The 24,791-nt window shown below is 27.8% G+C and carries 35 protein-coding genes and 1 pseudogene; 20 read left to right on the top strand and 16 right to left on the bottom strand.

Annotated elements, in window-relative coordinates:
• Nucleotides 1-129: 129 nt before the first annotated feature.
• Nucleotides 130-336 (top strand): hypothetical protein, encoded by a 207-nt coding sequence (locus tag AJ884_RS05795; RefSeq protein WP_044780034.1) that lies wholly within the window; start codon nucleotides 130-132, stop codon nucleotides 334-336.
• 9 nt (nucleotides 337-345) lie between these two features.
• The gene (locus tag AJ884_RS05790; RefSeq protein ID WP_070286503.1) at nucleotides 346-1,182 is read left to right on the top strand and encodes a hypothetical protein; all 837 of its coding nucleotides are present in this window, start codon (nucleotides 346-348) and stop codon (nucleotides 1,180-1,182) included.
• 234 nt (nucleotides 1,183-1,416) lie between these two features.
• On the opposite strand, the gene AJ884_RS05785 is transcribed toward AJ884_RS05790, so the two are convergent.
• The 12 genes from AJ884_RS05785 to AJ884_RS05730 all read right to left on the bottom strand — a co-directional run bounded on the left by AJ884_RS05785 (nucleotide 1,417) and on the right by AJ884_RS05730 (nucleotide 13,324).
• Entirely contained in the window at nucleotides 1,417-5,112 is a 3,696-nt protein-coding gene (locus AJ884_RS05785) for a PBECR2 nuclease fold domain-containing protein (RefSeq protein ID WP_070286502.1), read from the bottom strand.
• Nucleotides 5,109-6,323 carry a hypothetical protein gene (locus AJ884_RS05780; protein WP_070276611.1) on the bottom strand — a complete coding sequence of 405 codons (1,215 nt, stop codon included), beginning with the start codon at nucleotides 6,321-6,323 and terminating at the stop codon, nucleotides 5,109-5,111. Before AJ884_RS05780 ends, AJ884_RS05785 begins: the two co-directional genes overlap by 4 nt.
• Nucleotides 6,324-6,583: 260 nt before the next feature.
• Nucleotides 6,584-6,964, bottom strand: coding sequence for a hypothetical protein (locus tag AJ884_RS05775; protein ID WP_070286501.1), 381 nt, complete (start codon nucleotides 6,962-6,964; stop codon nucleotides 6,584-6,586).
• Nucleotides 6,965-6,974: 10 nt separating this feature from the next.
• Nucleotides 6,975-7,622, bottom strand: coding sequence for a hypothetical protein (locus tag AJ884_RS05770; protein WP_052773613.1), 648 nt, complete (start codon nucleotides 7,620-7,622; stop codon nucleotides 6,975-6,977).
• Nucleotides 7,612-7,815 carry a hypothetical protein gene (locus AJ884_RS05765; RefSeq protein WP_000931940.1) on the bottom strand — a complete coding sequence of 68 codons (204 nt, stop codon included), beginning with the start codon at nucleotides 7,813-7,815 and terminating at the stop codon, nucleotides 7,612-7,614. The genes AJ884_RS05770 and AJ884_RS05765 overlap by 11 nt, the downstream gene beginning before the upstream one ends.
• The gene (locus AJ884_RS05760; protein ID WP_070286500.1) at nucleotides 7,808-9,346 is read right to left on the bottom strand and encodes a hypothetical protein; all 1,539 of its coding nucleotides are present in this window, start codon (nucleotides 9,344-9,346) and stop codon (nucleotides 7,808-7,810) included. Before AJ884_RS05760 ends, AJ884_RS05765 begins: the two co-directional genes overlap by 8 nt.
• Entirely contained in the window at nucleotides 9,327-9,599 is a 273-nt protein-coding gene (locus tag AJ884_RS05755) for a hypothetical protein (RefSeq protein WP_002781524.1), read from the bottom strand. Before AJ884_RS05755 ends, AJ884_RS05760 begins: the two co-directional genes overlap by 20 nt.
• Nucleotides 9,589-10,881, bottom strand: coding sequence for a terminase (locus tag AJ884_RS05750; RefSeq protein ID WP_070248396.1), 1,293 nt, complete (start codon nucleotides 10,879-10,881; stop codon nucleotides 9,589-9,591). The genes AJ884_RS05755 and AJ884_RS05750 overlap by 11 nt, the downstream gene beginning before the upstream one ends.
• Nucleotides 10,878-11,264 carry a terminase small subunit gene (locus AJ884_RS05745; protein ID WP_070276620.1) on the bottom strand — a complete coding sequence of 129 codons (387 nt, stop codon included), beginning with the start codon at nucleotides 11,262-11,264 and terminating at the stop codon, nucleotides 10,878-10,880. Before AJ884_RS05745 ends, AJ884_RS05750 begins: the two co-directional genes overlap by 4 nt.
• Nucleotides 11,264-11,644 (bottom strand): hypothetical protein, encoded by a 381-nt coding sequence (locus AJ884_RS05740; RefSeq protein WP_002861660.1) that lies wholly within the window; start codon nucleotides 11,642-11,644, stop codon nucleotides 11,264-11,266. The genes AJ884_RS05745 and AJ884_RS05740 overlap by 1 nt, the downstream gene beginning before the upstream one ends.
• Nucleotides 11,645-11,661: 17 nt before the next feature.
• Nucleotides 11,662-12,312 (bottom strand): hypothetical protein, encoded by a 651-nt coding sequence (locus tag AJ884_RS05735; RefSeq protein WP_002871222.1) that lies wholly within the window; start codon nucleotides 12,310-12,312, stop codon nucleotides 11,662-11,664.
• A gap of 10 nt (nucleotides 12,313-12,322) precedes the next feature.
• A complete protein-coding gene (locus AJ884_RS05730; RefSeq protein WP_070286499.1) occupies nucleotides 12,323-13,324 on the bottom strand; it encodes a hypothetical protein in 1,002 nt (333 codons plus the stop codon).
• A gap of 452 nt (nucleotides 13,325-13,776) precedes the next feature.
• Here AJ884_RS05730 and AJ884_RS09955 point away from each other — a divergent pair, with 452 nt between their 5' ends.
• Nucleotides 13,777-13,926: a hypothetical protein gene (locus AJ884_RS09955; RefSeq protein ID WP_171838372.1), complete on the top strand. Its 150-nt coding sequence runs from the start codon at nucleotides 13,777-13,779 to the stop codon at nucleotides 13,924-13,926.
• On the opposite strand, the gene AJ884_RS05720 is transcribed toward AJ884_RS09955, so the two are convergent.
• Entirely contained in the window at nucleotides 13,923-14,123 is a 201-nt protein-coding gene (locus AJ884_RS05720; protein ID WP_002819534.1) for a hypothetical protein, read from the bottom strand. The genes AJ884_RS09955 and AJ884_RS05720 overlap by 4 nt on opposite strands.
• Nucleotides 14,098-14,325, bottom strand: a complete 228-nt coding sequence (locus AJ884_RS05715) for a hypothetical protein (protein ID WP_002871219.1) — start codon at nucleotides 14,323-14,325, stop codon at nucleotides 14,098-14,100. The genes AJ884_RS05720 and AJ884_RS05715 overlap by 26 nt, the downstream gene beginning before the upstream one ends.
• 140 nt (nucleotides 14,326-14,465) lie before the next feature.
• Here AJ884_RS05715 and AJ884_RS05710 point away from each other — a divergent pair, with 140 nt between their 5' ends.
• The 4 genes and pseudogenes from AJ884_RS05710 to AJ884_RS09810 form a co-directional block, all read left to right on the top strand.
• A complete protein-coding gene (locus tag AJ884_RS05710) occupies nucleotides 14,466-15,197 on the top strand; it encodes a helix-turn-helix transcriptional regulator (protein ID WP_070286498.1) in 732 nt (243 codons plus the stop codon).
• Nucleotides 15,197-15,697: a DUF6978 family protein gene (locus AJ884_RS05705; RefSeq protein ID WP_186820845.1), complete on the top strand. Its 501-nt coding sequence runs from the start codon at nucleotides 15,197-15,199 to the stop codon at nucleotides 15,695-15,697. The genes AJ884_RS05710 and AJ884_RS05705 overlap by 1 nt, the downstream gene beginning before the upstream one ends.
• On the top strand, nucleotides 15,691-16,455 hold the full coding sequence (locus AJ884_RS05700; protein WP_002810124.1) for a DUF1828 domain-containing protein: 765 nt from the start codon (nucleotides 15,691-15,693) through the stop codon (nucleotides 16,453-16,455). The genes AJ884_RS05705 and AJ884_RS05700 overlap by 7 nt, the downstream gene beginning before the upstream one ends.
• 19 nt (nucleotides 16,456-16,474) lie before the next feature.
• A pseudogene (locus AJ884_RS09810) lies at nucleotides 16,475-16,561 on the top strand (DNA/RNA non-specific endonuclease); the annotation flags it as partial.
• 67 nt (nucleotides 16,562-16,628) lie between these two features.
• Here AJ884_RS09810 and AJ884_RS05695 read toward each other — a convergent pair.
• A complete protein-coding gene (locus AJ884_RS05695; protein ID WP_002875052.1) occupies nucleotides 16,629-17,399 on the bottom strand; it encodes an SEL1-like repeat protein in 771 nt (256 codons plus the stop codon).
• 178 nt (nucleotides 17,400-17,577) lie between these two features.
• On the opposite strand from AJ884_RS05695, the gene AJ884_RS05690 reads away from it, so the two are divergent.
• From AJ884_RS05690 to AJ884_RS09950, 4 genes are all read left to right on the top strand, one after another.
• Nucleotides 17,578-17,850: a hypothetical protein gene (locus tag AJ884_RS05690; protein WP_070286497.1), complete on the top strand. Its 273-nt coding sequence runs from the start codon at nucleotides 17,578-17,580 to the stop codon at nucleotides 17,848-17,850.
• A gap of 882 nt (nucleotides 17,851-18,732) precedes the next feature.
• Nucleotides 18,733-19,002 (top strand): hypothetical protein, encoded by a 270-nt coding sequence (locus AJ884_RS05685; protein ID WP_070284412.1) that lies wholly within the window; start codon nucleotides 18,733-18,735, stop codon nucleotides 19,000-19,002.
• Nucleotides 18,993-19,247 carry a hypothetical protein gene (locus tag AJ884_RS05680; protein WP_070286496.1) on the top strand — a complete coding sequence of 85 codons (255 nt, stop codon included), beginning with the start codon at nucleotides 18,993-18,995 and terminating at the stop codon, nucleotides 19,245-19,247. The genes AJ884_RS05685 and AJ884_RS05680 overlap by 10 nt, the downstream gene beginning before the upstream one ends.
• A complete protein-coding gene (locus AJ884_RS09950) occupies nucleotides 19,244-19,402 on the top strand; it encodes a hypothetical protein (protein ID WP_002900946.1) in 159 nt (52 codons plus the stop codon). Before AJ884_RS05680 ends, AJ884_RS09950 begins: the two co-directional genes overlap by 4 nt.
• Here AJ884_RS09950 and AJ884_RS05675 read toward each other — a convergent pair.
• Nucleotides 19,378-19,587: a hypothetical protein gene (locus AJ884_RS05675; protein WP_044778805.1), complete on the bottom strand. Its 210-nt coding sequence runs from the start codon at nucleotides 19,585-19,587 to the stop codon at nucleotides 19,378-19,380. The two genes, AJ884_RS09950 and AJ884_RS05675, sit on opposite strands and share 25 nt — an antisense overlap.
• Before the next feature lie 145 nt (nucleotides 19,588-19,732).
• Between AJ884_RS05675 and AJ884_RS05670 the strand changes: the two genes are divergently transcribed.
• From AJ884_RS05670 to AJ884_RS05630, 9 genes are read left to right on the top strand one after another with little or no spacing between them, the layout of a single operon-like run.
• Nucleotides 19,733-19,915, top strand: coding sequence for a hypothetical protein (locus AJ884_RS05670; protein ID WP_002900944.1), 183 nt, complete (start codon nucleotides 19,733-19,735; stop codon nucleotides 19,913-19,915).
• Nucleotides 19,912-20,655 carry a phage regulatory protein/antirepressor Ant gene (locus AJ884_RS05665; RefSeq protein WP_070286495.1) on the top strand — a complete coding sequence of 248 codons (744 nt, stop codon included), beginning with the start codon at nucleotides 19,912-19,914 and terminating at the stop codon, nucleotides 20,653-20,655. Before AJ884_RS05670 ends, AJ884_RS05665 begins: the two co-directional genes overlap by 4 nt.
• Complete coding sequence (locus AJ884_RS05660) at nucleotides 20,645-21,499, top strand: lambda-exonuclease family protein (RefSeq protein WP_070286494.1); 855 nt, start codon at nucleotides 20,645-20,647, stop codon at nucleotides 21,497-21,499. Before AJ884_RS05665 ends, AJ884_RS05660 begins: the two co-directional genes overlap by 11 nt.
• A gap of 1 nt (nucleotide 21,500) precedes the next feature.
• Entirely contained in the window at nucleotides 21,501-22,433 is a 933-nt protein-coding gene (locus AJ884_RS05655) for a recombinase RecT (RefSeq protein ID WP_070233386.1), read from the top strand.
• A complete protein-coding gene (locus AJ884_RS05650; protein ID WP_070286493.1) occupies nucleotides 22,433-23,128 on the top strand; it encodes a hypothetical protein in 696 nt (231 codons plus the stop codon). The genes AJ884_RS05655 and AJ884_RS05650 overlap by 1 nt, the downstream gene beginning before the upstream one ends.
• Nucleotides 23,109-23,372, top strand: coding sequence for a hypothetical protein (locus AJ884_RS05645; RefSeq protein ID WP_070286492.1), 264 nt, complete (start codon nucleotides 23,109-23,111; stop codon nucleotides 23,370-23,372). The genes AJ884_RS05650 and AJ884_RS05645 overlap by 20 nt, the downstream gene beginning before the upstream one ends.
• Complete coding sequence (locus AJ884_RS05640) at nucleotides 23,362-23,613, top strand: hypothetical protein (protein WP_038402055.1); 252 nt, start codon at nucleotides 23,362-23,364, stop codon at nucleotides 23,611-23,613. Before AJ884_RS05645 ends, AJ884_RS05640 begins: the two co-directional genes overlap by 11 nt.
• Before the next feature lie 2 nt (nucleotides 23,614-23,615).
• Complete coding sequence (locus AJ884_RS05635) at nucleotides 23,616-24,056, top strand: DUF3310 domain-containing protein (protein WP_070286491.1); 441 nt, start codon at nucleotides 23,616-23,618, stop codon at nucleotides 24,054-24,056.
• Entirely contained in the window at nucleotides 24,037-24,789 is a 753-nt protein-coding gene (locus AJ884_RS05630) for a DNA-methyltransferase (protein WP_070286490.1), read from the top strand. Before AJ884_RS05635 ends, AJ884_RS05630 begins: the two co-directional genes overlap by 20 nt.
• Nucleotides 24,790-24,791: the final 2 nt, after the last annotated feature.

Below are 24,791 nucleotides of genomic sequence, written 5' to 3'. Positions count from 1 at the left end.
AACATATAAAATAAGTATATAAAACATATAAAATAAGTATATAAAACATATAAAATAAGTATAAATTAACTATAAAAAAGGTATAATTTTAGCGCGTTTTGTTATCTAAATAAACCAAAGGACTAAAAAATGGCAGATTTCTTTTTGTTTCCTAAAATTAAGGATAAAGAATTATTAGATTTTTTTGAAAATTTGAAAAATAATGAAGCTTGTTTTTCAAATACTAGTGACATTTATGGAAAAGGTGATATTTGTAATCCAAATTTAAAATCTTCAGATGAAATAAAAGTTAGTGATGAAGAAATAGAACAATTTATCAAAGAAAATAACTTATAATTATTAATCATGGCAAATTCTGCACCAATAATTAACAAATTTTTTACTCTGTACGATTGTTTTATTCAGCTTGATTTGAAAATGTCGTTAGTTCATGGAAGGCAGTATTCTTATTATAAAGAAATGCTTTTATTTTATGTAACTGTTATTATGAATGATTATATTGAAGAAGCTGATAAAGAAGCAAAATTTATCGAATTTAGGCGCAAAATAGTTGAATTTGTTTTAGAAAATTCTAAAAGATATGATATATCCCGTCAACATAGCTCTACAATAGCTTTTAATAAAAAATTAAATAATGTTTTGCAAAACAATAATGAAGTTTCTTTGAGTGAATTTTTAGAATCAATACAGTTTTTTTTACAATTTAGACAAAAAATACAAAAAGATGGGCGTAAAATTATTGCTAAAGAAAATATATCTAGAAGAATGTTTTACTATTTTGATTTTAAAGAGAAAGATGTTATGGATAAGATAATTGATAATATTGATTTTAACCATATTGGGAATATTCCAAAACAGGCATTAATAGAATTTAATAATTTTATGTCTCATGTTTGTGCTGCTTACTCCTTGTCTGATGAAGATAAAAACACTGATATTTTTTCAAAAAATATTGAACGAGCAATAAACCATATTAAACGAGGAACGCTCGATTGTTATAAAATTATAATTAAAGATTATTTTATACTTGAAAATTCAACTTTACCTATAGGTCTTAAAAATCAATTGTTCAACTTAAGAATTAATGAATATAAAAATTTAGGAAACAATAGTATCAATATTTTAGAGCAATTTAAAAAAATAGTTCAAGAAATTATGAAAACGCCGTATTTAAACTCCTAATTTTATTTATTAGAATTTTAATTAAGAGTTTAAGGGCAGAATCTCGCTCTTTGTAATTGTGAAAGATGTATATAAACTTTATTATAATTCTAATTCCAATTATCTTTTATGTTTTAAAAAATAATTACATGAATTTATGCTATAATTAATAATCGCCATTGACACTACTCACGCTTAAAGTGTCAGTATTAAGCCTAGCTTTAGTGCGTATCGGCTAAGCTAGGGGCGATAATATTAATAAAAATTATATGCGGTTATAATCCACTTTTTATCTTTACCTTTATAATCAAGTGCTACCATAACTCTACTATTCTTAACTTCAATAAAAGCTCTATTATTACCTTTTTTTACATTTCCATTATTTATAATATTTTCTATTTCTTTTATAAAATTTAAAGCTTTATTTTTTGCTTCTATTTTATTTAACCCTTGTTTAATGAAATCTTCTTCTCTTCGATTGACAATATGACTTAATCCAAAGTTTCCATCTCCCCAAACCAAATCAATATCCCCTAAATCTTTTCTATGAAAAGCACCTGCTACCTGTCCTTGTTTTTCAATGAGTAGTTTTTGTAAAGCACCTTTTCCATCGTGATAATATTCTGCATAATTTTTTCCAAATTCTTTTAAAGGCTGTATGTTTAATTCTTGTTCGATTTTAGAGCGCATTAGATCAGGTATATCAGCTTTTTTGCCTTTATGTGTCTTTTTTTTAGCATTGAGTATAAATTCTCTAGTAATAACATCTAAATTACCCATAACATCAAGATTATAATCTTTATTCTCTTTTAGAAAATTATCATATCTTTTTAGAATATCTTCACTAGCCTTTTTATCATTTTGTATTTTCTCATCAAGCCTTTGTTTTACGCTTTTTTTATTCTTTTTCTTTACTTCTTTAGCCTTAATGTTCTCTTTTATATCATCCATTAAGTTTTTTTTAGGCTTAGCTTGGGTAGAATTTTCGTTAGAGAACGACACTTGCTTTGTCTCTGAAGATGCCCTAGATGTCGGTAAGGCTCTCGCATTATTATAATACACTACTTCAGCATTTTTCATTTTATTTTTTATATTATTTTGTTTCTTTGGCGAATTGCTAATTATAGTCAAATGCGTTTCATAGTCTTTGCCTATACTTGTAAAATAAGTCTGATTATCTATATTTTTAATAAAAATAAAATCATCTTTATCTTTTAAGATTGCCTGTGGGCTTTCTAAAGTTTCTTTGATATGTGGTATGTATTTAATTCTATCTTTTTCAATCAGCTTTAGTAAACTTCCTTTTGTAAGTTTTATTTCTCTATCTTTTAAAGCTATCTTTGCTTCTTTTGGTATATTAGGGATATATTCATCATCGATATTTTTAAGATTGAAAGTTTTCATCCATTCATTTCTAACATCTTTATTTATAGTATACTCTTTGCCATTTTTGCCTATAAATCTTAAAGAATTGTCTTTAGGATCAGCTTTATCCATGAAGAAGTTGTCGCCTTTGATAACACCTTCTTTAATTAGTGCATCTTTTAATATTTTATTTTGTTCTTTATCTACTTTAATATAATTATCCAAAGCATCTTTAAAAATTCTACTTTGTTCTTGATCTGCTATTTTTATGTTTTTAAGATTAGATATAACTTCTTTATTGGTTTTAGCAAGTTTTAGAGCATCTAGTATTTGATTTCTTAATGCTTGTTCTTTGGCACTTTTAAAAAAGGGAGCTAAAGCGTGTAATCTAGCAAAAATACCACTTATTAATATTCTATCAAAAACACCCTGTATTGTTGTAGCCATTGAAGAGTTTGTCTTTTTTCCACTACTTGCTAAGGCTGTCATTATCAAACCTCTATTATTGTTATATATCAAAGCGTATGTATTAATAACATCTTTAGCATCTTTTATTTTTTTGCTTGAAAAATTGACATCTTCTAAATCTTTTGCTAAGGATTTAAAATCATACCCCACACCTTCAATCCTATGTTTTTCTAATAAAGCATTCATCGCATGAGTTTCATTAGCTAATCTTTCTTGTTCGTTCATTCCTTTAAAAGCATTTTCTAAATTCTTATCTTCATTTATATTTCTAAGCCCTTTAACCAATCTATCGGTAAGCCCTTCTTTTGTTTCTTGTGACTTCATCATGCCTAAATAACTTTCTTTAAAATTTTCCTTTAAAGCAAAATTTTTATTTGCATTATTTAGGATTTCTTTTGCTAATACCTTATCACTAGCATTTCTTATCAACGCATCATCTAAAATTTCTTTTACTATTCCATAAGCTTGTTTTGTATTGTATGTTTTATTTCCTGTGTTTAATTGCTTATTTATAGCTGTTCTTAATCCAAAGATTTGCTCCGCACTTACTTCTTTCCCTTTTATTTCATCTAAATAGCTTTGTATGTTATTTTTTACATCTTGCTCTAAAAAATTATTATTTTTAAAATTTTCAAGCTTTACTAAATCTTCACTAGTTAATACTATTTTTCCATTATTAAGCTCATTTAATTTACTTATAGCACTGCCATACTCTTGATTTATTCTATTCTCATAAGCGTGATTATCTTTTTGCCAAGCCTTATAATCAAACTCACCATTTAAACCTGTTTTGTTTTTAAATACTTCATCTTGCCCTTTAATCATATTTAAAAAAGAAATACTAGCATCCTTATCAGCCTTTAAAACATCATCCAAAAAACTTCCTATTTCTGGATAAGCTTGTGCTGCTTTTAATAATACTTCTCTTCTTTGTGTAGTTGGCATTCCTTGTAAGCTATTAGAAATATTTTTTAAAATAGCACTTGTTCTTTTAGCGCTATCTTGTATAAATTGTGGATTATTTTTATTAAGTCCTTGCTCGACAATGTTTTTTAATATTTCTATTGTAGGCTTTCCATTTTCTAGGTAAGTTGGATTTTCTTTTGCTATAAGTTCATCTATTTGTTTTTTATTCTCTACATTTTTTGTAAGATTATTAAAAATTGTTTCTGCATTTTGCAAACCACCATCTGTAAATTTTCCTACCATAGGTATATCTATCTTGCTTATTTTATCTATAAATCTATTGCCTAAATTACCACCTTTTACTGCCATGCCATCTATCATATCTTTACCGGCTTGTGCTCCTGTTTTTGCCATATTATAGGTATTTTTTAAAGCTCTTGCTCCTTTAGCAACTCCTGTAAAAGCTGCGTCTCCTATCAAAGAAAGTCCAGCATTTTCACCCATAAGCATAAGAGCTTCTTTTAAATTCATATCTTGATTTGTATCTTTTGTATTTCCGTAGTAATCATATCCTGCCCCTAAAGATGCACCTAATGCACCCCCTGCAACCATACCAACTCCGCCACCTAGCATTGTGCCGCCAATGGCACCTGCTGTTCCTAAAGCCATACTAGCACCATTATCTCTTAATCCACGATATAAATCACCCATTGTGCTACCTTGTACTTTTGAATAATTTCCGTTATTATCTTGCACCCAATAAGATCCATCATCATCTTGCAATAATCTTCCACGCCCTGATTTTTGCAACTCATCGCCTAAATCTCTCATAAACTGATTACTTTTTCTTACTACTTCATTATCATCAGCAAAAATAGGTTTAGAGGCATTAAATTTAGATTGCTTATCTAAAATATAATTACTTAAATCATCAGCATTCATGGATGGATTTTTATTATAATCATATAAATCCCTTTTATATTCACTAATATTTCCCATAGGATTTGTTAAATTTTGGTCTTTGAAATTATATTTTTCATATTCTTTAGCATATTTATCTTTATTTTTATAAAAATCATTTATTACTTCATTTTTTAAATTTGATAAATATTCACTTGTATTTTGATTTTCACTTTGACTTGCTCCATCTTGTAAAAATGAAATAATGTTATTTTCTTGTGGTTTTTCTAATAAAAATTCTCTTATATTCATTGTATTAATCCTTGTTTTTTTAATTCTTCTACGCTAACTTGCATTTTTCTACCTGCTTGATTAACTAATATTACATTACCATTAGCATCAGGCTCTGATATTTGAGCATTAATTCCATTAAAACTAACGCTATGTAATTTTGGTGCATTTTGATTTTGCACTTCTAATATATTTTTGACTAAATCATTTTGTATATTTTGATTAGTTGTTGAATTATCTATAATTACTGCATTTTTACTAGGTTTTGAGTATTTTTCATCCCAATAAAAAGCTTTTACCTTTGGAGCATAATTGTTATAAAAATCCATATTATTTTTATAATCTTCTATAGCACTTTGTTTTTCTATATTTGTTTTGGCATTTCCTAGTCTTTCTGCTAATTCCATTTTAAAAGAGTTTGGAGCTTCTGCTAACCATTCTCCTGCTAATGCTTGAGCTACCCTTTGATTATTTGCTTCCATAGTATAACCATTAATAGGGAAATTGGCTTGTATATTCTCTAAATTCCATTTAGCATTTTTACCACCCCTTAATAAATCACTTTGCATTCTTTTTAAGAATAAATCACTTGCATCATTTAAATCCGTACTTTGACTTCCCCATCCACCAAAACCACGCTCTATAGCTCCATTCCAAAAACCATGGGTTGTATCATATGTTTTACCTTGATTATTTGCTAAATCTAAAAACTGAGCGTCTGCTTTATATCTTGTATTGTTTTGTAAATTTGCATTGTTTTGACTATTGAAACCTTGACTATTACTAAGAACTCCATTTAATAAATCCTGCTCTTTTTGTTTTGCATTTATCTCATTTTGCAATTTTTGTAGTTCTAATAATCCTTTTTGATAATTTAAATCCTTGTAAGCCTTATTAGTATTTATTTCTTGCTGTCTTAAAGCATTTTGCATGGCATATTGTCTAGCTCTTTGATTATAATTCATTTGCCATTGCTGATCTGCTATATTTGCTCTTTCCTTTTGATAATCAAAGTTTCTCTCATTTTGCAAAAGCTGATTATTTTGCATAGCCTGATTAAATTCCATTTGTTGCTTTCTTAAATCTTGCTCTTGCTGAAACTCATTAGCTTTAACTTTATCATCAAAACTTTTGCTCATGATGTCATATAAGACGCCACCGACTTTTCCTGCGTTTTGTATAACGCCTGTATCAGGATTAAATACTACTCTTTGTGGGTTATAAAATGCCATTTTGTTTCCTTTATTCTTTCTTTTAAAATAAAGGATTTAAGGAAGTTTGTGTATAATTTTAAAAGGGTGCAACGCCAAAGGGTCGCCACCCTTTAGCGTTAATTTACCGCCCAGTTGGGAGGTGATTAAATTGCTAACCAAAATTATAGTTATAATTATACTACTTTGTATAATTATAGTCAAGGTTTATTAATACTTGATTTCCCCTTTTTTTAAGGGGAGCTATAATTTCCCTTTGGCTTCCTTAAATCCAAATCTATTTAATTACTCCAAACATTTTGAAGTTTATTTTCCATATTCTTTCTTCTGTTTAACTCTTCATTAGCTAAAAACTTATTAAAGTTATAAGCATCTTTTTGTAGCTCATAATTCTTTTGCGCCATCTTTTGCTGATTATAAGCACCATATAAAGCACCAGCACCGCCTAAAACATTTCCTAATCTATCAAAATTAGTTACTTTATTTGCATCAGAACTTTTAAACAACCAATCTCCAAAATTACTAAAAGAATTTTTTAATCCATTTAAAAAACCACCCCTGCTACTTGCTAAATTTGGAGTAAAATTGCTTGTTTTCATCAAAGTATCTGCAAAGCTAGAGCCTAGTCCTGTACCACCTTTTAAAGCTGTTATAAAATCCATGATTTCTCCTTTATACCAAACTTAATAATTCTTTGCCTAGATCTATCTCGCTAACTTCGCCTTTTTTTAACTTATCGTTAAAATCACTAGTTCTTACATTATTATTTGCGCTTGATAAATCTTCAGCTTTTTTAGCATTATTTGATTTTCCGACCAAATTAAGCAAGGTTTTCCAGCTGTCAATATTGCCTTCGCCCAAGCCATTTAACTTTGTTGCAAGTTCTGCCATAGCCTTTAAATCCGCATCAGGATAGGCTTTTCTTAACTCGCTTTCTACTTGTGCGTATTTAGCGATTAGTGCATCTTGCTCTTCTTTGTCTTTTTGCTTTTTATCAAGCTCTTCAAGCCTTTTTAATTTCTCATCAAGTCCATCAAGTCCTAATTCTTTTAAATACTGCTCTCTTTGTAATTCTTGTTCGCTTGGCTCTTTTTTTGGATTTTTTAAAGCTTCAAGCTCACCCATTAAAGCATTTAATTTGTTGTCATTTTCACTTTTATAAGCTTCAAACATCGCCTTATAATCAGGCTCGTTCTCATTATCAACCTGCATAGGTTCATTATCTTCTACTTGCGTAGGTTCATCGCCATTATTAGCAACTTGTCCTTTATCATCATCTGTTATGACATTTATTAAATCTTTTAAAGCATCATTTTCCATCTTCTTCATCCTTTATTTTATTGATTATTATGTCTAAAAAAGCCATAGTATCTAAAGCTTTTAACCTTAACTCTTTCTCATCATTATTTTTTGCTATATAAAAACATTCACTATATTTTGCTTTGATAAAATCTATTAATTTCTTTCCTCCTTTGGTTTTAGATATATCGCTTTTAATTTCAATATTAAGCATTAGCTTCTCCTTGCATTTGTGGATTAATATCTTCATTGTTTTCAAAAGCAAATAAACTATTTACATTCTTTACACCTAAAATTGGTAATAATTCTTTAGTAAGTTCTTTGCTAGCATTTATAATCCCATAAGCAGAATTTGCATCGCCTATGCTCATATACATTTGATATAATTGTGAAAAAACTTGCATACTAGCTTGAATTCCTGCACGTCTAATTTCTTTATTCATGGCACCTGTGCCGGTTTGAATTTTAAATCTAAAACTAGGTATATCCTCTCTTTGAAAACCATTAAAAAAACTATCTTCTCCATACTTAAAAACAAGCATTGCAAATCTATCAAATAAAGGCTCTATAAAAGTTTCGTTATACTGTCTTATATAGTCAGCACTTCTTCTTCCGCCTTCTTGTGCTTTTATGCTAATTTCTGTTGCTGTTTCATTTTGTGCAGTTTGAGCTCCATTGTTTTGTGGACTAACTCCTGTAACTTCTGTGAGTTCGCTTTCTAAAAGCTGTAAATTCATTCCCGCGCTATTTACATTTGGTGGTGGTAATATTTGCACACCCTTTGGATCGTCTGTATATATTGGTTTTCCTAAGGTTTCTATATCTTCTCTGCTTACTCCCATTGATTTTGGCATCATTATTTTAGGCATGATATGAGTTCTTACTGCATCTATTAAAAGATTTCTAGTTATATTAATTTCATCTTGCAAAGGCATAGCAGAAGCCATTATAGGCTCGCCATAAGCACTTACATAGTTTTCGTTATCTATCTTTTTAAGTTGTGGTAGCATTGAACCCCAGACAAAAGGCTGTCCATCTTGCAAAATAACTTCATTTCTAAGTAAATTATTTTCAAATAAAGTAGAAACCACCCACTCATCATCGTTTTTTCTTTCATAAATATCATAAAGCTTTACTTTTTTATACTCATCATCTTCATCAAAAAGCTTTTCAATTTCAATTTTTTTATAAAAACCTAGCTTTTGTCTTTCATGGATTTGATTATAGGTTAGGTAAATTTCATTGACTATATATCCTACATCTTCACTATTTAATGCATTTGGATCAAAGAATATACTATCAATATCTACTCTTTCAATGCGTGGCATTCCCTTATGCCAAGTAAGCTTAGCGATACTCGTTCCCACAAGTAAAACATCTAAGAAAAGCGGTTGAAAAATCTTAAACATATTGATTTTACCACTATAAAAATCAATTGCATTCTGCCATAGCTCTATAATCGTATCATCGCTATTAATGTAAGTTTCAATATCTGCCATTCTCTCACTATTAAAATATACATCATTTAAGCTAGTGATTAAATACTTTACCTTAGCGTTTATTTTTGGTATGTAAATACTTGATTTATTTCTTTTTCTTAGTTTTTGCATTACTTTATTTTCAAGCAAATAAGCATCTTGCAACTCTTTAAAGTGTGGTTTGTAATTCTCATATCCGCTTTTGCTTTCGCTAATGAGTTGTGTTAAAAACGATACTCTCTCATCATTAGTTCTTTTTGTTTTCATTCATAATTCTCCATATTGTTGTTTTGCTTAAATTTGTTATTTTTAAAATATCTTTTTCATTCACTCCTTTTTCAAATAAAAACTCCGCAAATTCTCTTTTAAATTTCTTTTTAGAAATATTATTAAACCCTGATACAAGCTCTAAAAATTCATTTGCAAGACTTGACTTTATAGCCTCATCGCTTAAATTTGAAAGCTTTTTTATTTTGTTTACATCAATTGCATCATAGATCATTAAAAACTCACCAGCCATCATAACTCCAATCTTCATTAGTATTGTTTCTGCTGTATAGTTTTTCAAAAAAAGTTAATGCCACCGCATCGCTAACATCAGGACTTTTGCCATAATTCTTTTTTAAATACTCTTTTGAAACTATCTTTAAAAGCCCCTTGTCGCTATATTCATACTCAATCATTCTCATATCTTTTTTTAATTCTTCATCTTTAAAAAGCTCCATGTGTTTTAAGTTTTTAGCAAATGTAAAATACATTTGTGCTCTTTTATTTAAGTATTCATTACTGGTTGCAGAATTTGCAGAATTTGCCTCAAATACAGGCAAACCATAATTTAACAAGACATCGTATACGCCAACGCCAAGACCGCAAGTATCTATAAAAATACCTTTTGGTTTATCTTCGCTTTGATTGTATTCAGCTAGTATTTTGTTTGCTAATTCTATAGTTCCAAGTTGTGAGTATTTTTTAATCTCATCAATTACAAAACCTTTTCTTTTTGCAAGAACACTCTTATCATCTCCATATCTTGCTACATCAAGCCCCCAAATATTCTCGCCTTGCATTTTTTCAATGCTAAAAGAGTTCTTGCTCATCGCATTTTCAATTTCACTTAGAGAAAATAATTCAGCACTCGAGCTATCTATAAACTCACCATAAATTTCTTGCTTGACAACTTCACTACCTTCTCCGCCTACTTCTTCAATTAATTCTTTAATTTGCTCTTCTTTTAAAAATGGATTATCATAACTTGAGAATTGAAAATGTTTCCAATTTTTATCGCTGAGTTCTTTTCTACATAACTCGTAAAATAGATTTTTTCCTTTAGGAACTCCACCGATAATCGCTCTTGATTTAGGGTTATCAAGCAACATAGGGCGTATGGCGTTATACCAAAGATATTCTCCTTTACTACCTTTTAAAATAATTCCTGCTTCGTTTAAGATAACAAGGTCATATCCAAAACCTTCGATATTTTCACTTCTTTCGGCACTTCTCATATGAAGCACCGCTCCGTTAATGATTAATTTCTTATCTTGTACACTCCAAGAATAAAAATCTTTTGGCAAGTTTTTTAACTCAGGTGTAAAATATAACTCGTAATAGTTTTGTAAGTTTGCTTGTATGGTATCTACCCATAATACATTTTGTCCTAAAAGCAAGTTTTCTATGACAAACTTAGCGCTTCCCCTTGTAAAACCAAGTCTTCTGCCTTTTGCTACGGTTATAAAGCGTGGATTTTTATCATCAAAAACTTTAAGTTGTGCTGGAGTGTAAGAAAAGTCAAGCTTTAATTTCATTTAATTTCACTTCTTATGATTTCAATTTTTTGAACGTTATCGCTAACTACTTCTTGTTTATCCACGTAGCCATGTTGATTTTTTAGCAAGAACATACTAACGCTAGGAGTATAAGTGCCGATTAAGGAATGATTTAAAATATCCATTTCACATTTTTGCTTAGCATTGGATACAATTTCTCCAAAATCCTTATCCTTCTCCCACTCGCCTAAGGTTTGCATTGTAATTCCTAAATACACAGCTAATCCCACTTTTGTTTTAGGTGCAAAAATAATACTCTCCTTAGTTTCTTTTAAGACAACTCTTTCATTAAAATAACTCTCTATTTTTGAAACAAGCTCTTCTTTTGTCATACTTTTGCCATTTGTCATCATTCTAGCCATTAAGCCACCCCTTCTTTAAAATCAAATTCTTTGATTTCTAAGTTTAAAAAAGATTTTTTAAAACTAATAATCTCATAATCGCCTTTTAAAACATTCTTATCGTTTTCAAATAACGCATCTAACACGCATTTTACGATATTGTCCCCATCGCCATGCCTTTTGCTGTTAAATCCTATTTTTAAAGAAAACTCATATTTCTTTTGCTTATCAAAGGCTTGAAAACAGCTAATATTATTTTGTCTTCTAAACTCCATTTGCAAGAGTTTTTTAAAATCTAAATATTTAAGATAATCTTTACATGCAAATTTAGATCTTTGCGTGGTTCTTTTATAAGGAACTGGGTTGCTTTTTAAATCAATTTTTAAAATATACTTTTCCATTTCAGACTTTCTTAAATTTAGCTTATATTTTTAAAAGCCATTTTGACTTTTACTTTCTTTTGAAATTCTTCTTGATTCTCCTTAAAAAATTTTTTCTGTACCTTCTTAAAGTTATTATATTCTTCTTCATGGCTTAAAGATGTATATCCTTTTATCTTATAAGAAGTATTTATATATATATCTTTTCCTATGCGCTCTTGATTTTTAAATATAAAATCTATTAAAGCGTGTTTAAATTCGTTATTTTTTAGCATTTCTCCATCTTCGTAGGTTAATTCTCCAAAATTATTTAGACAAACCAACATATTAATTGATTTTGCTAATCGTTTAAAAAGGTTGCCCTGTCCATCATAACAAACATATGAGTATTTAAAATCACTTTCAAGCAATCTAAAAAATGGACTATTTTTATATTTATTTTTTAACCATTCTAAAAATATTTCCTTATCTTCAAAACGCTTTTTAAACTCGATTTCAGCTCTTTTGCAAACTCTTCTTAATTTCTCATAGGTTGTCCCTACGATATTCTCTCTTTCTAAAGTTTCGAAATAAAAATCTAAAAAAGCATGAATATCCTTAACGCTTTTGAGATATCTACCTACAATATCAGTTGCCTGAGCCTTATTAATTTCCAATAAGTCCATTAAAATTTGTATTTTTTCTTGCATTTTTTACTCCTTAAAAGCATCCTAAGAGCTTGTTTTTGTTCTCATCTTTCATTCCGTAATACTCCATCAAGCTATCAACCACACTAGGATTGGCTTCTTTTTTTCTGTTAAAACGCTGATTTTTTCTTGTTTCATTTTCTTTAGCGTATTTAAGCCATGTATAAAGACTTCCTGCCACACTTGACATTCTTTTTCCATTTCTTTTCCATTCCCTAGCATCCCAATAGCCTATAAAATCATTAGCCAACTCTTCACCAAAGTTTGTGCCATTTTTCTCATTAAAAGCTATTATTTGTCTCATGAGTTCATTTGCATTTGGGACTTTAAACTCTTTTTTTGCCATTTTCTCTAACTCCTTTTTGCTAAAATCAATAAAGCTCGTCACAAAAGAGGCGTTTTGATTAGAAACGCATTCTTTCTTTTCTTGATTATTTTTTAAATTTTCTAAATTCTCTTTTTTTATAAATTTATTATTATTAATATTTATATTATTTATAAATTTATTATCACGTGCGTGCGTGCGTGTTTCTATATAATGCAAATTCTCTTTTTTTTCGTTTTCAGTAGTTAATTTTCTGTCGATTGATGAAGTGTTATTTTTAAGAGTTTTGCTTAGCTTTTCATCACTGCTTTTAAGCAAAGATAAAGATTTGTTAAAATGCTTTTTAACTTGATAATTTTCATCTTTTAAAATCCACTCATAAAAATTTAAAGAGCCATTTCTAACCTTTTTAATTTCTAAAAGCCTAAGCTCGATTAATTCTTTTTTAGCAATTCTTAGTCTATTTAAACTCATTCTTTGATTATTTTTAACTTTTATAAACTCTCTTAAATAGATCTCACTTACAATCGTTTTTTCACTAAGCTTTGCTAATTGAATATACAATGCCAGAGCATCAACACTAAGACCACCATAAGCTATAGTGTTTGATAATTTTAAATAGCCTTTTCTCTCTCTTAGGCTTTTACGTCCCAAAGCTACATCAAAGCTTGCTATAAAATTTGGTATCACCAACTCTCCTTTATGTTATAATTTAAATTAAAAAGGTTTTTTATGATTGAAATGTTTTTTAATTTTCTTGAAAACAAAGAGAATGTAATTCCATTATTATTTGGATTCGTTTGCGGAATTCTTGTAGGTTTTACAATTTGTAATTTTATAAAATATTCTATTTTTAAAACAAAATGTGATGCTATAAATTTTCTAGAAACACCCATTACAATGCACTTGAGAAATGGTAAGCATTTTAAAACTTCTTGCCATTTTTTACAAGGGAATAAATGTTCTAAATTAAAATCATACTGCATATATCACCGACCTAAAAAAAGATTTTCCAAATTAAAAAATAAACTAAAAAACCTATTGAAAATCCCACTATAAAAGCCATTTTTTAACCTTTAATCCGTTTTAAAAAGTCCTTTGCTATAATTTTTTTGCACCAAATCAAGAAAGGACTTATCAAAATGGATGACAAAGATTTAAACTTGTTAAAAAACATCCCTTATCTTATGGAAAAAATCGAAGAGTTAGAAAACAGGATAAAACAGCTAGAACAAGCTGTACAACCACAACACTACTCTTTGGAAACTCCAAACTACCTAGGAGAAATCTAAGTCTTAATAAGGCTTAGATTTTTATCATTCTCAAGCAAAGCACCAGCAAGCTCCATTTTATACATAGTTCCCATATATGCAAAGAGTAAATCTTCTACTTTTTCATATTTTCTTTTTTTCATAAGCTTAAGCATTATCTCATAGGTTTCATCGCTAATATCAATTTCAATCCTAACCCTTTTCATTGCCTTTTTCATTCTCTATCCTTTCTTTTTCTCCCAAAAATTTAAGCAATTTATTCCTATTATTTTTACCCCAAATATTAGGTGGTATTTGATGTTTTTCCCAAAGTTCTCCGGCTACTTGAACTTTAATTCCTATTCTAGAGCTTAAAATACTTCCAACGCCATCTTTACTATAATAATCAAGTAGTATTTTTTTTAATTTTTTTCTATTCATATTCTTACAATTCCTAAAAATATTTTTAAAAATGTAGCATAACTACTATAAAATTAAGTTTAAAAAATATGTAAATATACTACATATATTTTTTTAAATAGTCGATGTATAATTACTACAATTAATAAGGTGGATAAAAAATGGAAAAAAATAAAACATTTTATAAGCTTGATAAAGAATATTTATCACAAATTTTAAAAGAAAAAAAAATAAGCAGAGCAAAATTTGCACAGATGCTTTCAGAAAATGGATATGAAATCACTTTAGATGGAATAACTTATTGGTATAGAAGTGAAAACAATCAACCTGAGGATTACAAAAATATTATAACTATGGCAAAAGTTTTAGAAGTGCCAGTTAGTAAACTTGCTCCAGTAAATGATAATATAAAATCTTTTTTACAAGATGATAATCAAATAAATTTCAGATATTTTCCAGATATTTATGCAAGTGCAGGACTTGGAACTTCATCTCAAAGTGAAGAAGTAAAAATAGTTTCCGTTGATGAAAATTTTCTAAAAGAAATTTTAGATATACCCATAAAGAAGAGTTATGATATTATAAAAATTAATGGCGATAGCATGGAACCTATTTTATCTAATGGTGATTTTATTATTGTAGATAGAAGTAAAAATTCACTTGAGACTATTTCAAACGCAGATATTGTTATTTTTAGAAAAAATGATGATTTATTTTGCAAAAAAATTAAAAAAGAACCTTTTGAAAATTATATTTTTTTAGTTTCTGAAAATAAAAAATACGAGGATAAAAAAGTAGATAATAGCGAATTTGAACAATGCGAGATCTTAGGTGCTGTAGTATCAAAAATGGCTGTTGAAACCTTTAAAAATTTTATAGAAGTGGTGGGATGATGAATATAAAAGAATTATTAAGTATCGAAAAACATCCAAAAATACAACAAACTTATATGTTGCCAAGTTCTGAAAATTCTAAATCTTTAAAAATAGAATTACAATGCGATGATGATAAATATCATAAAGATAGTTTTATACTTGATATTTCAAGATCTAGTGTGCAATTTCAAAGAAAAACAAACCAATACCGTTATAATGCAACTAATATAATAGCAAGAATTGATTTTTACGCTTCTCATACAAACCCAGAATTTAATCCAAATAAAATTCCAAGTGATAAAAGATTATCAGAGCTTATGGAAAAATATAGCGAATTTAGATTTAGAGACCAAAATCATATCCATATTTTTATCGAAAGCTATGCAGATAAATGGGCTTTCCCTTTAAACGAATTTAATATTAAAACAAATGATGATTTTTTAAATCAAAGCTATGATTTTTGCCAATTTTGTAATATAATAAATATAAAATTTGCAAAAGGTGATTTATTTTGTTAAACATAGAAAATCTTATGAATTCTTATTTTTCTTATATTAAAAGCAATTTTGATATATCCAAAATAGAAAATAATATGTATGAAATTACAACGCCATTTTTAGATAAAAGCAATGATAATATTTTATTTTATATAGAGAAAAAAGATGATTTGATAGAGTTGAGCGATGGCGGAGAAACTTTAAGAAATTTATCATTAAGCGGTTTTGATTTTAACTCAGAAAAAAGATTAAAAGAATTAGAAATAATTCTTAATGGTTTTAATATTCAAAAAAATAATGATATCTTGTTTACTCGTGCGAATGAAAATAACTTTGCAAAAAAACAACATAATCTTATACAAGCACTTATAAGCGTTAATGATATGTTTGTGTTAGCTCAAGGCAAAATACAAAGTTTCTTTTTTGATGATGTAAAAAATTTTTTTGAAGAAAATTTCATTAGATACACAGAAAACATTAGTTTGGATGGAAAAAGTCATTTAAATCATAAATTTGATTTTTTAATTACAAAATCTTCACAACAAAAAGAAAGGCTTATAAAAATAATCAACAATCCAAAGAATGACAATTTAAAGGCAACATTATTCTCTTTTATGGATTTACCTCAAGAAAGAAAAGCTAATGCTGATAATATTATTATTTTTAACAATAAGGAAGGTAAAAATATGGACGCTTTAGTCAATGCTTCAAATGAGCACAATGTAAAAGCATTTCTTTGGAGCAAAAAAGAAGAATATATAGATTATTTAGTAGCTTAAACTATAAAATAGGTAATTAATGAAAAAACTCATACTTTTACCATTGTTATCCACTCTAGCTTTTGCTGATTATAATCAATACAAACCAAGTGAAGCTACTTGCAAATTAGCAAGAGTATAAAAAGTTATAAGGCTGATTGTGGTAAATTTTAGTCTTTATTTTACTTATACTCTCAATACCCCATCAACCTTTTATATCCATCGCAACCAAGTTGATAACCACCATCACAAGCTAAACCATAATATTTTTTTGCTTGTTTAAAATTTATCCTTACGCCTTTGCCATTCTCATAAAGTCCGCCAACAACTCCACAACTCACGCTATCTTTATATTTATCACATAAAAGTTTTAAATTTAAAAAAGCTCGTTTTATAGTATCTGGTTTTATTAAAAGTGCAGTATTTTTTTTACAGGCACAAGGCATATCTATTTTATCAGATTGTAATTTATCATTATGATACAAAGGACATGCATAAGCCCGATTAATTTCAAAATCACTCATCTTTTTTAGTAATTTTAGCCCCTCTATAGTTTTTGTATCATTGGTTTTACTCAAAACAAAATCTATCAATTCTGACGCTTTTTTCCAACTATCTAAAGCTATCAATCGATTAATTTCTTTATACTTTTTATCTTTGTCTATATCAAGAGTTAAACCAACATAAGTCATTATTGTAATCAAATTAAATATATTGCTCTCAATTTTAAAATTTTCATCTATAGCAAAATTATTATAAATATACAAACAAGCTTCTTTATTCTTTTTATCATAGCAATCACTAAAAGATTTTTTGTATAGTTTTTCTTCTGGAAGGTTAAAATTTTTGTTTTTATAACCAACGGCGTGTTTTTCTATATATGCAGACATTTCAATATCTCTTCGCTCACATACATCAACCCCAAAGGCGTAAATATATATAAATAAAGCTAGTATTATTCTCAAATTTTAATCCTTCCAATTTTCTAAAAATATTTTTAAATATTTTTAGATTTTTCATCTTCCCATTAAAAAATTATACCAAAAAAATATTTTTAAAAAATGTAGGAATACTACTATTATTTAAGCATAGTTTAAGTGTAGTAATACTACAATTATTTCAACAAAACAAAAAGGAGAAAAAATGAGTTTTACAGATTTTTATTTTGATAGAGAAGAAAAAAGAATTTATAACCAAACGAAAGAATTAATTACAAATGAACTTGAAAGTAGAGAGAATTTAGAAAATATATTTGCAAACTTGCAAGATTTTAAAAACTCTTTAGAAATAAGCTTAGAAGATGATGAAGAAATATCTATATCTTTACAAGCTTATGGAGATGAATTTATGAGAAATGCTTATGAACTTTTAGAGAGAGTTAGAAAATTCGAAAAACAATGCAAAAAGCTTTTTTGAAAGTTTAACAAGTTCTTTAAAAAAAAGAGCTTTCTTAAGCTTTTGACCGCTTGAAAATTAAGCTTAATTGCTAATGTTCTTTTCTTTGCTTTACTCTTACCCACGAAGTGGGACGGGGGCTTTAGCAAAGCGGTTTTAAACGAATTTATTTCGGATAAAACAATAGCAATAACATAGCGGAAGGGTTAGCAAGTTATCCATAAACTTGGCTCGCTATTATTGTTTATAGTGCTATTTTTAAGGTTTTCTTGCACTTTAAAAACGACAGAAAATCAAGAGTTTAAGAAAAAGAAAGTATAATTATAAAGTTTAAGTTGCTAACTTGTCTCGGTGTTGAGAAAGGAGGCTCTAAAATGTGGAATAAAATTTTAACAATTTTAATCTTAATCTTAGAGCTAATTAGAGAGCTTATAAAACTCTAATATTTTTTAACACAGACAAATTCTAACCAAATCCGCTTAGCATAAACTTAAACGATTAGACAATGCCGAGACTTGTGGATTTACTCGGCTTTATCAAAAATAAAAATAAATTTGATAAAATAACATTGTTTAAGTGGCTAATTTCTCTTGGTGGGGAAGGAGCTGTTTTTGATGATAGAGAAGTTTTTAAAAATTGCTTTTTTATTGTTAGAAATAGTAAAAAAGTTGATTGAAATAATCAATCAACTAAACTAAAAAACCACTAAAATTATAGAATAGCCTTGCTTAGCCTATACTTAAACAATACTCACGCCAAGAGAGCAAGGCTCTTGGCTTTTCTTAAGCTCCTTTAATGCTTAAATGGGGCAACTTTACTACTTGAGAATTTACCTTTTTGTTTTATTTCCTATTCTAAAGAACTCAGTTGTCCCTTTTAAGCATTAATCTAAAAGGAGAAAAAATGAAAGCTTATCACACAAAAGAACAAGTCATTATAAAACTAAGTAAAGATGAATATAGAAAAGAAATGAAGCTAAATAAGTCTTTAAAAGATGAAAATAAATTTTTAAAAACTGAAATTTCTAATCTTGAAAATGAAAAAATAGAACTTTTAAAAGAGTTAAAAGACCAAATAGAAGCAAATATGAAAAATATAAAAGAAATTAGCTCTTTGCAAAATAAAATTTATGAGCTTCTTTATGCAAAAGAAAGGTCGAAACTATGTTCTTAAATAGTAAAAAAAATGAAAAAATAAAATATTTAGAAAAAGAAATTCAAAGGCTAAAAAGCATTATAGCATTAAAAGATACCGCTATAAATGAAATTTCATTCAAACTCGAAGAAGAAATTAAAACCAATGTGAAACTTAATAAATTTCGTATAAAAATACTTGATGCTTTAGGGCTTATAGGCGTTTTTAAAAATGATGATAAAGCTATTAAAGAAGTAAAAAGACTAAAGGAGAAAGAATTATGAAAAGACAAACAAAACCGCTAAGTATAAGAATTCCATTAGAATTAAAAGAAGAGTTGCAAAAAATAGCAGATAAAGAATACCGCCCTTTAGCAACTCAAATAGTTAAAATTTTAAGCGATTATGTTAAAAACTACCAAGGAAAATATCCAGGGTAATCTTCTCTATTTGTAAGATTGAATTTTCGTTCATAATCTTTTATATAATCTTCAATGATTTTTCTTATTTGTAAAGCCATAGGGCGATACTCAAGTTCGCATATAAAAGCAAACTTTTCTTTTGTCAAGGTATCAAGTCTTACTGATATTATTTCAGATTTATTATTTTTTTGATTTTCTTCCATTAATTTACCTTATTTTGTAATTTATTGTAATTTTACAAAAAAAACTTTTTTTTGTAAAGCATACATTGTATTACTTGACAATACAAAAATAATTTTATATAATTTTGTAATTCTTAAGAATACAAAAAATTACAAAAGGATACCAATGAGCCAAGAAGAAAAGTTTTTAGAATGTTTAACAAAAGCAACTAAAGGTAAAAAAGATTTGACTAATTTTGAAGTATTGGAATTTGCTTTCAGTATATTTTGTTGCCTTGATAATTATATTCAAAATAACAAGGCTAGAGATAAAAAAATTTTAAAATTATTAAAAGGAGATGAAAAATGAATTTAGAACTTTTTAAAAAAGATGAAAATAAAGAAATAAGCTTAACTTCTTTGGAAATAGCAGAACTTACAGGAAAAGAACATTTTCATGTTATAAGAGATATAGAAACTTACTTAGAAAAAGTAGTTGAAGGGGGTATATCCAAATTTGGAGACACCTACCAAAACACACAAAATAAGCAGTTTTACAAGTGTTACCGCTTACCAAAAAGAGAAGTATTGATTTTAGTGAGTGGATATAGTGTTGAGCTAAGAGCAAAGATAATCGATAGATTAGAATACTTAGAAAATGAGCTTAAAAAACAAAGTTATAAACCGCTTTCATTAAAAGAAAGTTTGCAAATGCAATTAGAACTTTTAGAGAGAAATGAAAAGCTTCAAATTGAAAATGTAAATTTAAAAAATGAAGCCAAAGAAAACGCACCACTTATTCACTTTGCAAATCGTATAAAAGATACTAATGATGCTATTTTAATAAGAGATTTCGCAAAAATACTTTATGAAAAAAATAAAATTGAAATCGGAGAAAAAAGACTTTTTGCTTTTTTAAGGGATAATGGCTTTTTAATGAGTGATAACAAACCTTATCAAAAATGCATAGAACAAGGGCTTTTTAAAGTAAGTGAAACAACTATCAGCACAATAAATGGAGATAGATTAGTAAGCACAACGAAAATCACAGGCAAAGGACAAATTAAAATCGCAAATTTATTATTAGAAAGAATTAATCATGCAGTGTAAAATAATTGACTTAGAACAAGGTAGCCCTGAATGGCTAAATTTTAGAAAAGGTAAAATAGGTGCATCGATGGTAGCATCTTGCGTAGGTATCAAAGGTGCTTTTAATTCCAAAGAAGAAGCAAGGGATATCATCTTAGGACTTAAAGAAGTTTATCAAAATGAAGCTATGAAAAAAGGCAATAATTATGAAGCTTTGATTAGAGCTAGAGTTGAGTTTTTACATTCTGTGAGTATCACTCCTGTAGTTTTGCAAAGTCTAGAAAATGAAATGTTTATGGCAAGTTTAGATGGAATAGATGAAAACGGCGTTATTTATGAGTTTAAATACTCACAAGATGAATACGATTTTGTCAAAAAAAATAAAAAGCCAAGTGATAAATACTACGCTCAAGTTCAATTTGGGCTCTATATCAGTGGTAAAGAAAAATGCATTTTTGTAGCCATGAATAAAGAAGAAGAGATTGTAGAGTGCGAAGTTTTAAAAGATGAAGCTTATCAAAAATGGTTAGTTAAAAATATAAAGCAATTTATATTAGATTATATCATAGATCAAAAAAGTGAATATAAAGAGCTTGAAGATACTAAAGCAAAAAATCTAGCGATTGAAATTACAAGGCTTGAAAACACGATTAAACCTATTAAAGAAAAGCTAGAAAGTCTTAAAAAAGAACTCATAGCCTTAGCAAATGGAGAAAAAGCAAGATGTTTGGATATTACAATTTATCCGCAAAGTAGAACTACAATTGATTATAAAGGCTTTTTAGAGCAAAAAAATATTACTGTGCCTAAAGAGTTTTATAAAGAAAGTATTTCAATGTGTTTAAAAATCAAAAAAGGAGCATAAAATGAGTAATGAAAATATGGAAGTGGCTATAGTAGAAGAAAAAGAAACTCAAGTAAAAGAATTTAAAGAAAATAATCATATTGTTATCAGTGAAAAATTCGAAAATGAATTAAGGTTAATAAACGAAAAATTTTCAGGCGAAAATAATAAGGTGATGCAAATTTTAAGAGACAATAAAACCGCATCTTTTTTAAAGGTCAAAAATCTTAGCGAGGCAGGGCTTAGTATTTTAAACAATGATTATTATATAGTGCCTATGGGCAATAATGTAAATATAGAGCCTAGCTATATGGGACTTGTCAAAGTTGCCATAAATGAGGCTTTAAAACGAGGATTTGAAATTATTGTTAAGAGTGATACGATTGCAAATAGCGATGAAGTAAAAATCATAACAGAAAATGAAATCGACAATCTAAGCATTAGTAAAAATCCTTTAGACAATTCGATAAAAGGTGCATACGCTTTAATTTCTATAGTTAAAAACGGTAATTTGCTTTATAGAAAAGCGGAGTTTTTAACAAAAGAGCAACTAGATATCATAAAAAGCAAAACCTTCACAAAAGGCGGTGGAGTTTATAAAGAATTTCCTGAAGAAATGGCAAGAAAATCGGCTATTAGAAGGGCGATTAAACACATTGGCTATTTTATAAAAAGCGATGTTCTAGATGGAGTTATCAATATCGACAATGAAAATTATAATTTTTCAAATTCAAACTTAAAAGCAATAGATGATAAAAAAGAACAAATTAATAATTCTATTAAAGAATTAAAAGAGATAAAAGATCAGTATGATGCCTTTATTAAAGAAAATGGTATCAGCAAAAAAGAAAGCGAAGAATTTATTCTTAAATATAATATTTTTACAATAGAAAAATTTCAAAATGTTTTAGCAAACAAAGAAAAAGCAATAAAAACAATTAAAAGAGAATTGTAATGTTACAAGCATTTAAGGCAAGTTTTGAAGTGGCAAATTATTCGCCAAGCGTAGAGTATTTAAGTGAAGGTGGGCTTTATAGCGGAGTTTTCCGCAAAGCCTTTTTATATGATAAATTGGCAAGTGATGGAAGCAATAATACTTTTATTTGTTTTGAATTTTTAACTAGAAAAGAGCAAAAACTAGCTATTTTTAATCTTTTTGTAGCTAAAAATAACGATTTTAGCTATATCAATAAAAATGGTGAAAAAGAAAATTATTTAGGATTTAGACAATTAAACGCTATTATGAAATTCTTTGGAATTGATGAACTTGATTTTAGTGAAAAGGGAAATGAGAATGTTTTTGGAGTGCAGACTGAAGTTATTTATCTAAATTCTTTAGTTAATAAACTTTTAGTTTTAGGTTTTGGGACAGAAGAATATTTAAGTAAAAATGGAGAAATTGCTAACAAAATTTTTCTTGATAGAATTTTTAATGAAAAGATGCAAAGCATGGATGAGTTTCAAAATAATAAAGAGCCTTTATCTATAAAATCTTTTAAAGCAAGGCATAAATCTTTAAATAATGACAATAATAAATCATTTATTCCAAAAGAAAATCAAAGCTATAATCCTTATGGAAATGAAGTAAAAAATCCTAACAATGAAAAATATATCGAAATAGGAGATGATGATGGAAGTTTGCCGTTCTAATTATCTTGAAATTGTAAAAATCATACCATTTAGTGAAAGAAGAACTTGTTTTTGTGATTTTGCAAAACAAAATGAAATAAAAATCGAAAAAATAAATTATAAAAATCACATAAGCAAAAAAGAACTCAGAAAGGCTTACAAAATTTACAAAAGTAAGCCAAGTGGAAGAAATTTCTTTCATGAAAAAAAGCTTATTGTTAAAGCTTTTGAAGATGTTGAAAAATTTTTAAGGAGTGAAAAATGAAAAAAATAATCTTTTTGTATTTATAGCACTAAATGCGAGTGCCGACATTTACTCAAATATGAGCGAATATGCATTAATATTAAAGTTGAGCGATACTTGCTCTTTTATAGATACTTCAAATACTATTTATAAAATCAAAATACTTAAAAAAATACCTTTAAAATTTAAAAGCGGAAATGCTATTTTTAATACTAATATTTATGATTTTATAAAGATGTGTGAAAAGGCTAAACAAGGATAATTATGAAAGAAAAAGAATTTAGAGTAGATTTAGTAAATAATCCACCGCATTATAAAGGTTTTGGATTTGAAAATTTAGACTTTTTGGAAGAAATGTTTAATATTATGCCTGAAAAAAGAATTATTTTTCACATAGGTAATGCTTTAAAATATGCTATTCGTAGCAAGTTTAAAGGATATGAGATACAAGACTTAGAAAAATGTGAGTTTTATGTAAAAAGATGCGAGAGATTTATTTCAATGGAAAGACCTGTAGAATGTTATAAAGGTATTGTAATATATTTAAGTTTAATATCTCAAAAGGATTTTAAACTTTATATTTTAATAAACGATATTTGCAGTTTTGCTCTAAATCCTTCTCAAAGAAATTACAACGCTTTAATAAATAGTTTTAAAAAATATATTAGAGAAAGAAAAAATGCCAATGAAACCAAATTTATATAACGACCATTTTCAAAATTTTAAAAGATATAATATACCAAAAGCACAGCTCGTAATAGCTGATATTCCTTATAATTTAGGCAACAATGCTTATGCTTCATCTCCTGAATGGTATATAAATGGGGATAATAAAAATGGAGAAAGCAAAAAAGCAAACAAGGCGTTTTTTGATACAGATAATGATTTTAGAGTTAGCGAATTTATGCACTTTTGCTCTAAAATGCTTATAAAAGAACCTAAAGAATGCGGTAAAAGTCCTTGCATGATTGTTTTTTGCTCTTTTGAACAACAAACAATGTTAATTGAAGTAGCTAAAAAATATGGCTTTAATCATTATATAAATTTGGTTTTTAGAAAACAAGGATCATCTCAAGTTTTAAAAGCAAATATGAAAATAGTTGGAAATTGTGAATATGCTTTAATCTTATATCGTGAAAAACTTCCAAAATTTAACAATGATGGAAAGATGATTTATAACTGCATGGATTGGCAAAAAGATGAAGGTATTCCTAAAGTACATCCCACACAAAAGCCTGTTAAATTACTAGAAAGATTAATCACTATTTTTACAGATGCAGGTGATGTTGTTATAGATCCATGTGCTGGAAGTGGTAGCACTCTTTTAGCAGCGACAAATTTAAACCGCAAAGCTTATGGCTTTGAGATTAAAAAAGACTTTTTTAAAAGTGCTAATGAAATTATGTTTAAACATATAGAAAGAAGTCTATTTGCTTAAGT

The organism is Campylobacter sp. BCW_6463 (genome assembly GCF_001762785.1).
Taxonomy (GTDB): domain Bacteria; phylum Campylobacterota; class Campylobacteria; order Campylobacterales; family Campylobacteraceae; genus Campylobacter_D; species Campylobacter_D jejuni.
This window is presented reverse-complemented; position numbering and strand designations above follow the sequence as displayed.

Bases quoted from the DNA above. Each gene is read 5' to 3' on its own strand.
- AJ884_RS05645 (WP_070286492.1), top strand. From the start codon at position 23,109: ATGGAAGTTTGCCGTTCTAATTATCTTGAAATTGTAAAAATCATACCA.
- AJ884_RS05755 (WP_002781524.1), bottom strand. From the start codon at position 9,599: ATGGCTGGTGAGTTTTTAATGATCTATGATGCAATTGATGTAAACAAA.
- AJ884_RS05715 (WP_002871219.1), bottom strand. From the start codon at position 14,325: ATGAATAGAAAAAAATTAAAAAAAATACTACTTGATTATTATAGTAAA.
- AJ884_RS05675 (WP_044778805.1), bottom strand. From the start codon at position 19,587: ATGGAAGAAAATCAAAAAAATAATAAATCTGAAATAATATCAGTAAGA.
- AJ884_RS05665 (WP_070286495.1), top strand. From the start codon at position 19,912: ATGAATTTAGAACTTTTTAAAAAAGATGAAAATAAAGAAATAAGCTTA.
- AJ884_RS05745 (WP_070276620.1), bottom strand. From the start codon at position 11,264: ATGGCTAGAATGATGACAAATGGCAAAAGTATGACAAAAGAAGAGCTT.
- AJ884_RS09955 (WP_171838372.1), top strand. From the start codon at position 13,777: ATGGATGACAAAGATTTAAACTTGTTAAAAAACATCCCTTATCTTATG.
- AJ884_RS05690 (WP_070286497.1), top strand. From the start codon at position 17,578: ATGAGTTTTACAGATTTTTATTTTGATAGAGAAGAAAAAAGAATTTAT.
- AJ884_RS05650 (WP_070286493.1), top strand. From the start codon at position 22,433: ATGTTACAAGCATTTAAGGCAAGTTTTGAAGTGGCAAATTATTCGCCA.
- AJ884_RS05635 (WP_070286491.1), top strand. From the start codon at position 23,616: ATGAAAGAAAAAGAATTTAGAGTAGATTTAGTAAATAATCCACCGCAT.
- AJ884_RS05770 (WP_052773613.1), bottom strand. From the start codon at position 7,622: ATGGAAAATGATGCTTTAAAAGATTTAATAAATGTCATAACAGATGAT.
- AJ884_RS05685 (WP_070284412.1), top strand. From the start codon at position 18,733: ATGAAAGCTTATCACACAAAAGAACAAGTCATTATAAAACTAAGTAAA.
- AJ884_RS05705 (WP_186820845.1), top strand. From the start codon at position 15,197: ATGAATATAAAAGAATTATTAAGTATCGAAAAACATCCAAAAATACAA.
- AJ884_RS05760 (WP_070286500.1), bottom strand. From the start codon at position 9,346: ATGAAAACAAAAAGAACTAATGATGAGAGAGTATCGTTTTTAACACAA.
- AJ884_RS05765 (WP_000931940.1), bottom strand. From the start codon at position 7,815: ATGCTTAATATTGAAATTAAAAGCGATATATCTAAAACCAAAGGAGGA.
- AJ884_RS05680 (WP_070286496.1), top strand. From the start codon at position 18,993: ATGTTCTTAAATAGTAAAAAAAATGAAAAAATAAAATATTTAGAAAAA.
- AJ884_RS05670 (WP_002900944.1), top strand. From the start codon at position 19,733: ATGAGCCAAGAAGAAAAGTTTTTAGAATGTTTAACAAAAGCAACTAAA.
- AJ884_RS05710 (WP_070286498.1), top strand. From the start codon at position 14,466: ATGGAAAAAAATAAAACATTTTATAAGCTTGATAAAGAATATTTATCA.
- AJ884_RS05790 (WP_070286503.1), top strand. From the start codon at position 346: ATGGCAAATTCTGCACCAATAATTAACAAATTTTTTACTCTGTACGAT.
- AJ884_RS05785 (WP_070286502.1), bottom strand. From the start codon at position 5,112: ATGAATATAAGAGAATTTTTATTAGAAAAACCACAAGAAAATAACATT.
- AJ884_RS05750 (WP_070248396.1), bottom strand. From the start codon at position 10,881: ATGAAATTAAAGCTTGACTTTTCTTACACTCCAGCACAACTTAAAGTT.
- AJ884_RS05655 (WP_070233386.1), top strand. From the start codon at position 21,501: ATGAGTAATGAAAATATGGAAGTGGCTATAGTAGAAGAAAAAGAAACT.
- AJ884_RS09950 (WP_002900946.1), top strand. From the start codon at position 19,244: ATGAAAAGACAAACAAAACCGCTAAGTATAAGAATTCCATTAGAATTA.
- AJ884_RS05775 (WP_070286501.1), bottom strand. From the start codon at position 6,964: ATGGATTTTATAACAGCTTTAAAAGGTGGTACAGGACTAGGCTCTAGC.
- AJ884_RS05795 (WP_044780034.1), top strand. From the start codon at position 130: ATGGCAGATTTCTTTTTGTTTCCTAAAATTAAGGATAAAGAATTATTA.
- AJ884_RS05720 (WP_002819534.1), bottom strand. From the start codon at position 14,123: ATGAAAAAGGCAATGAAAAGGGTTAGGATTGAAATTGATATTAGCGAT.
- AJ884_RS05735 (WP_002871222.1), bottom strand. From the start codon at position 12,312: ATGCAAGAAAAAATACAAATTTTAATGGACTTATTGGAAATTAATAAG.
- AJ884_RS05630 (WP_070286490.1), top strand. From the start codon at position 24,037: ATGAAACCAAATTTATATAACGACCATTTTCAAAATTTTAAAAGATAT.
- AJ884_RS05660 (WP_070286494.1), top strand. From the start codon at position 20,645: ATGCAGTGTAAAATAATTGACTTAGAACAAGGTAGCCCTGAATGGCTA.
- AJ884_RS05780 (WP_070276611.1), bottom strand. From the start codon at position 6,323: ATGGCATTTTATAACCCACAAAGAGTAGTATTTAATCCTGATACAGGC.
- AJ884_RS05740 (WP_002861660.1), bottom strand. From the start codon at position 11,644: ATGGAAAAGTATATTTTAAAAATTGATTTAAAAAGCAACCCAGTTCCT.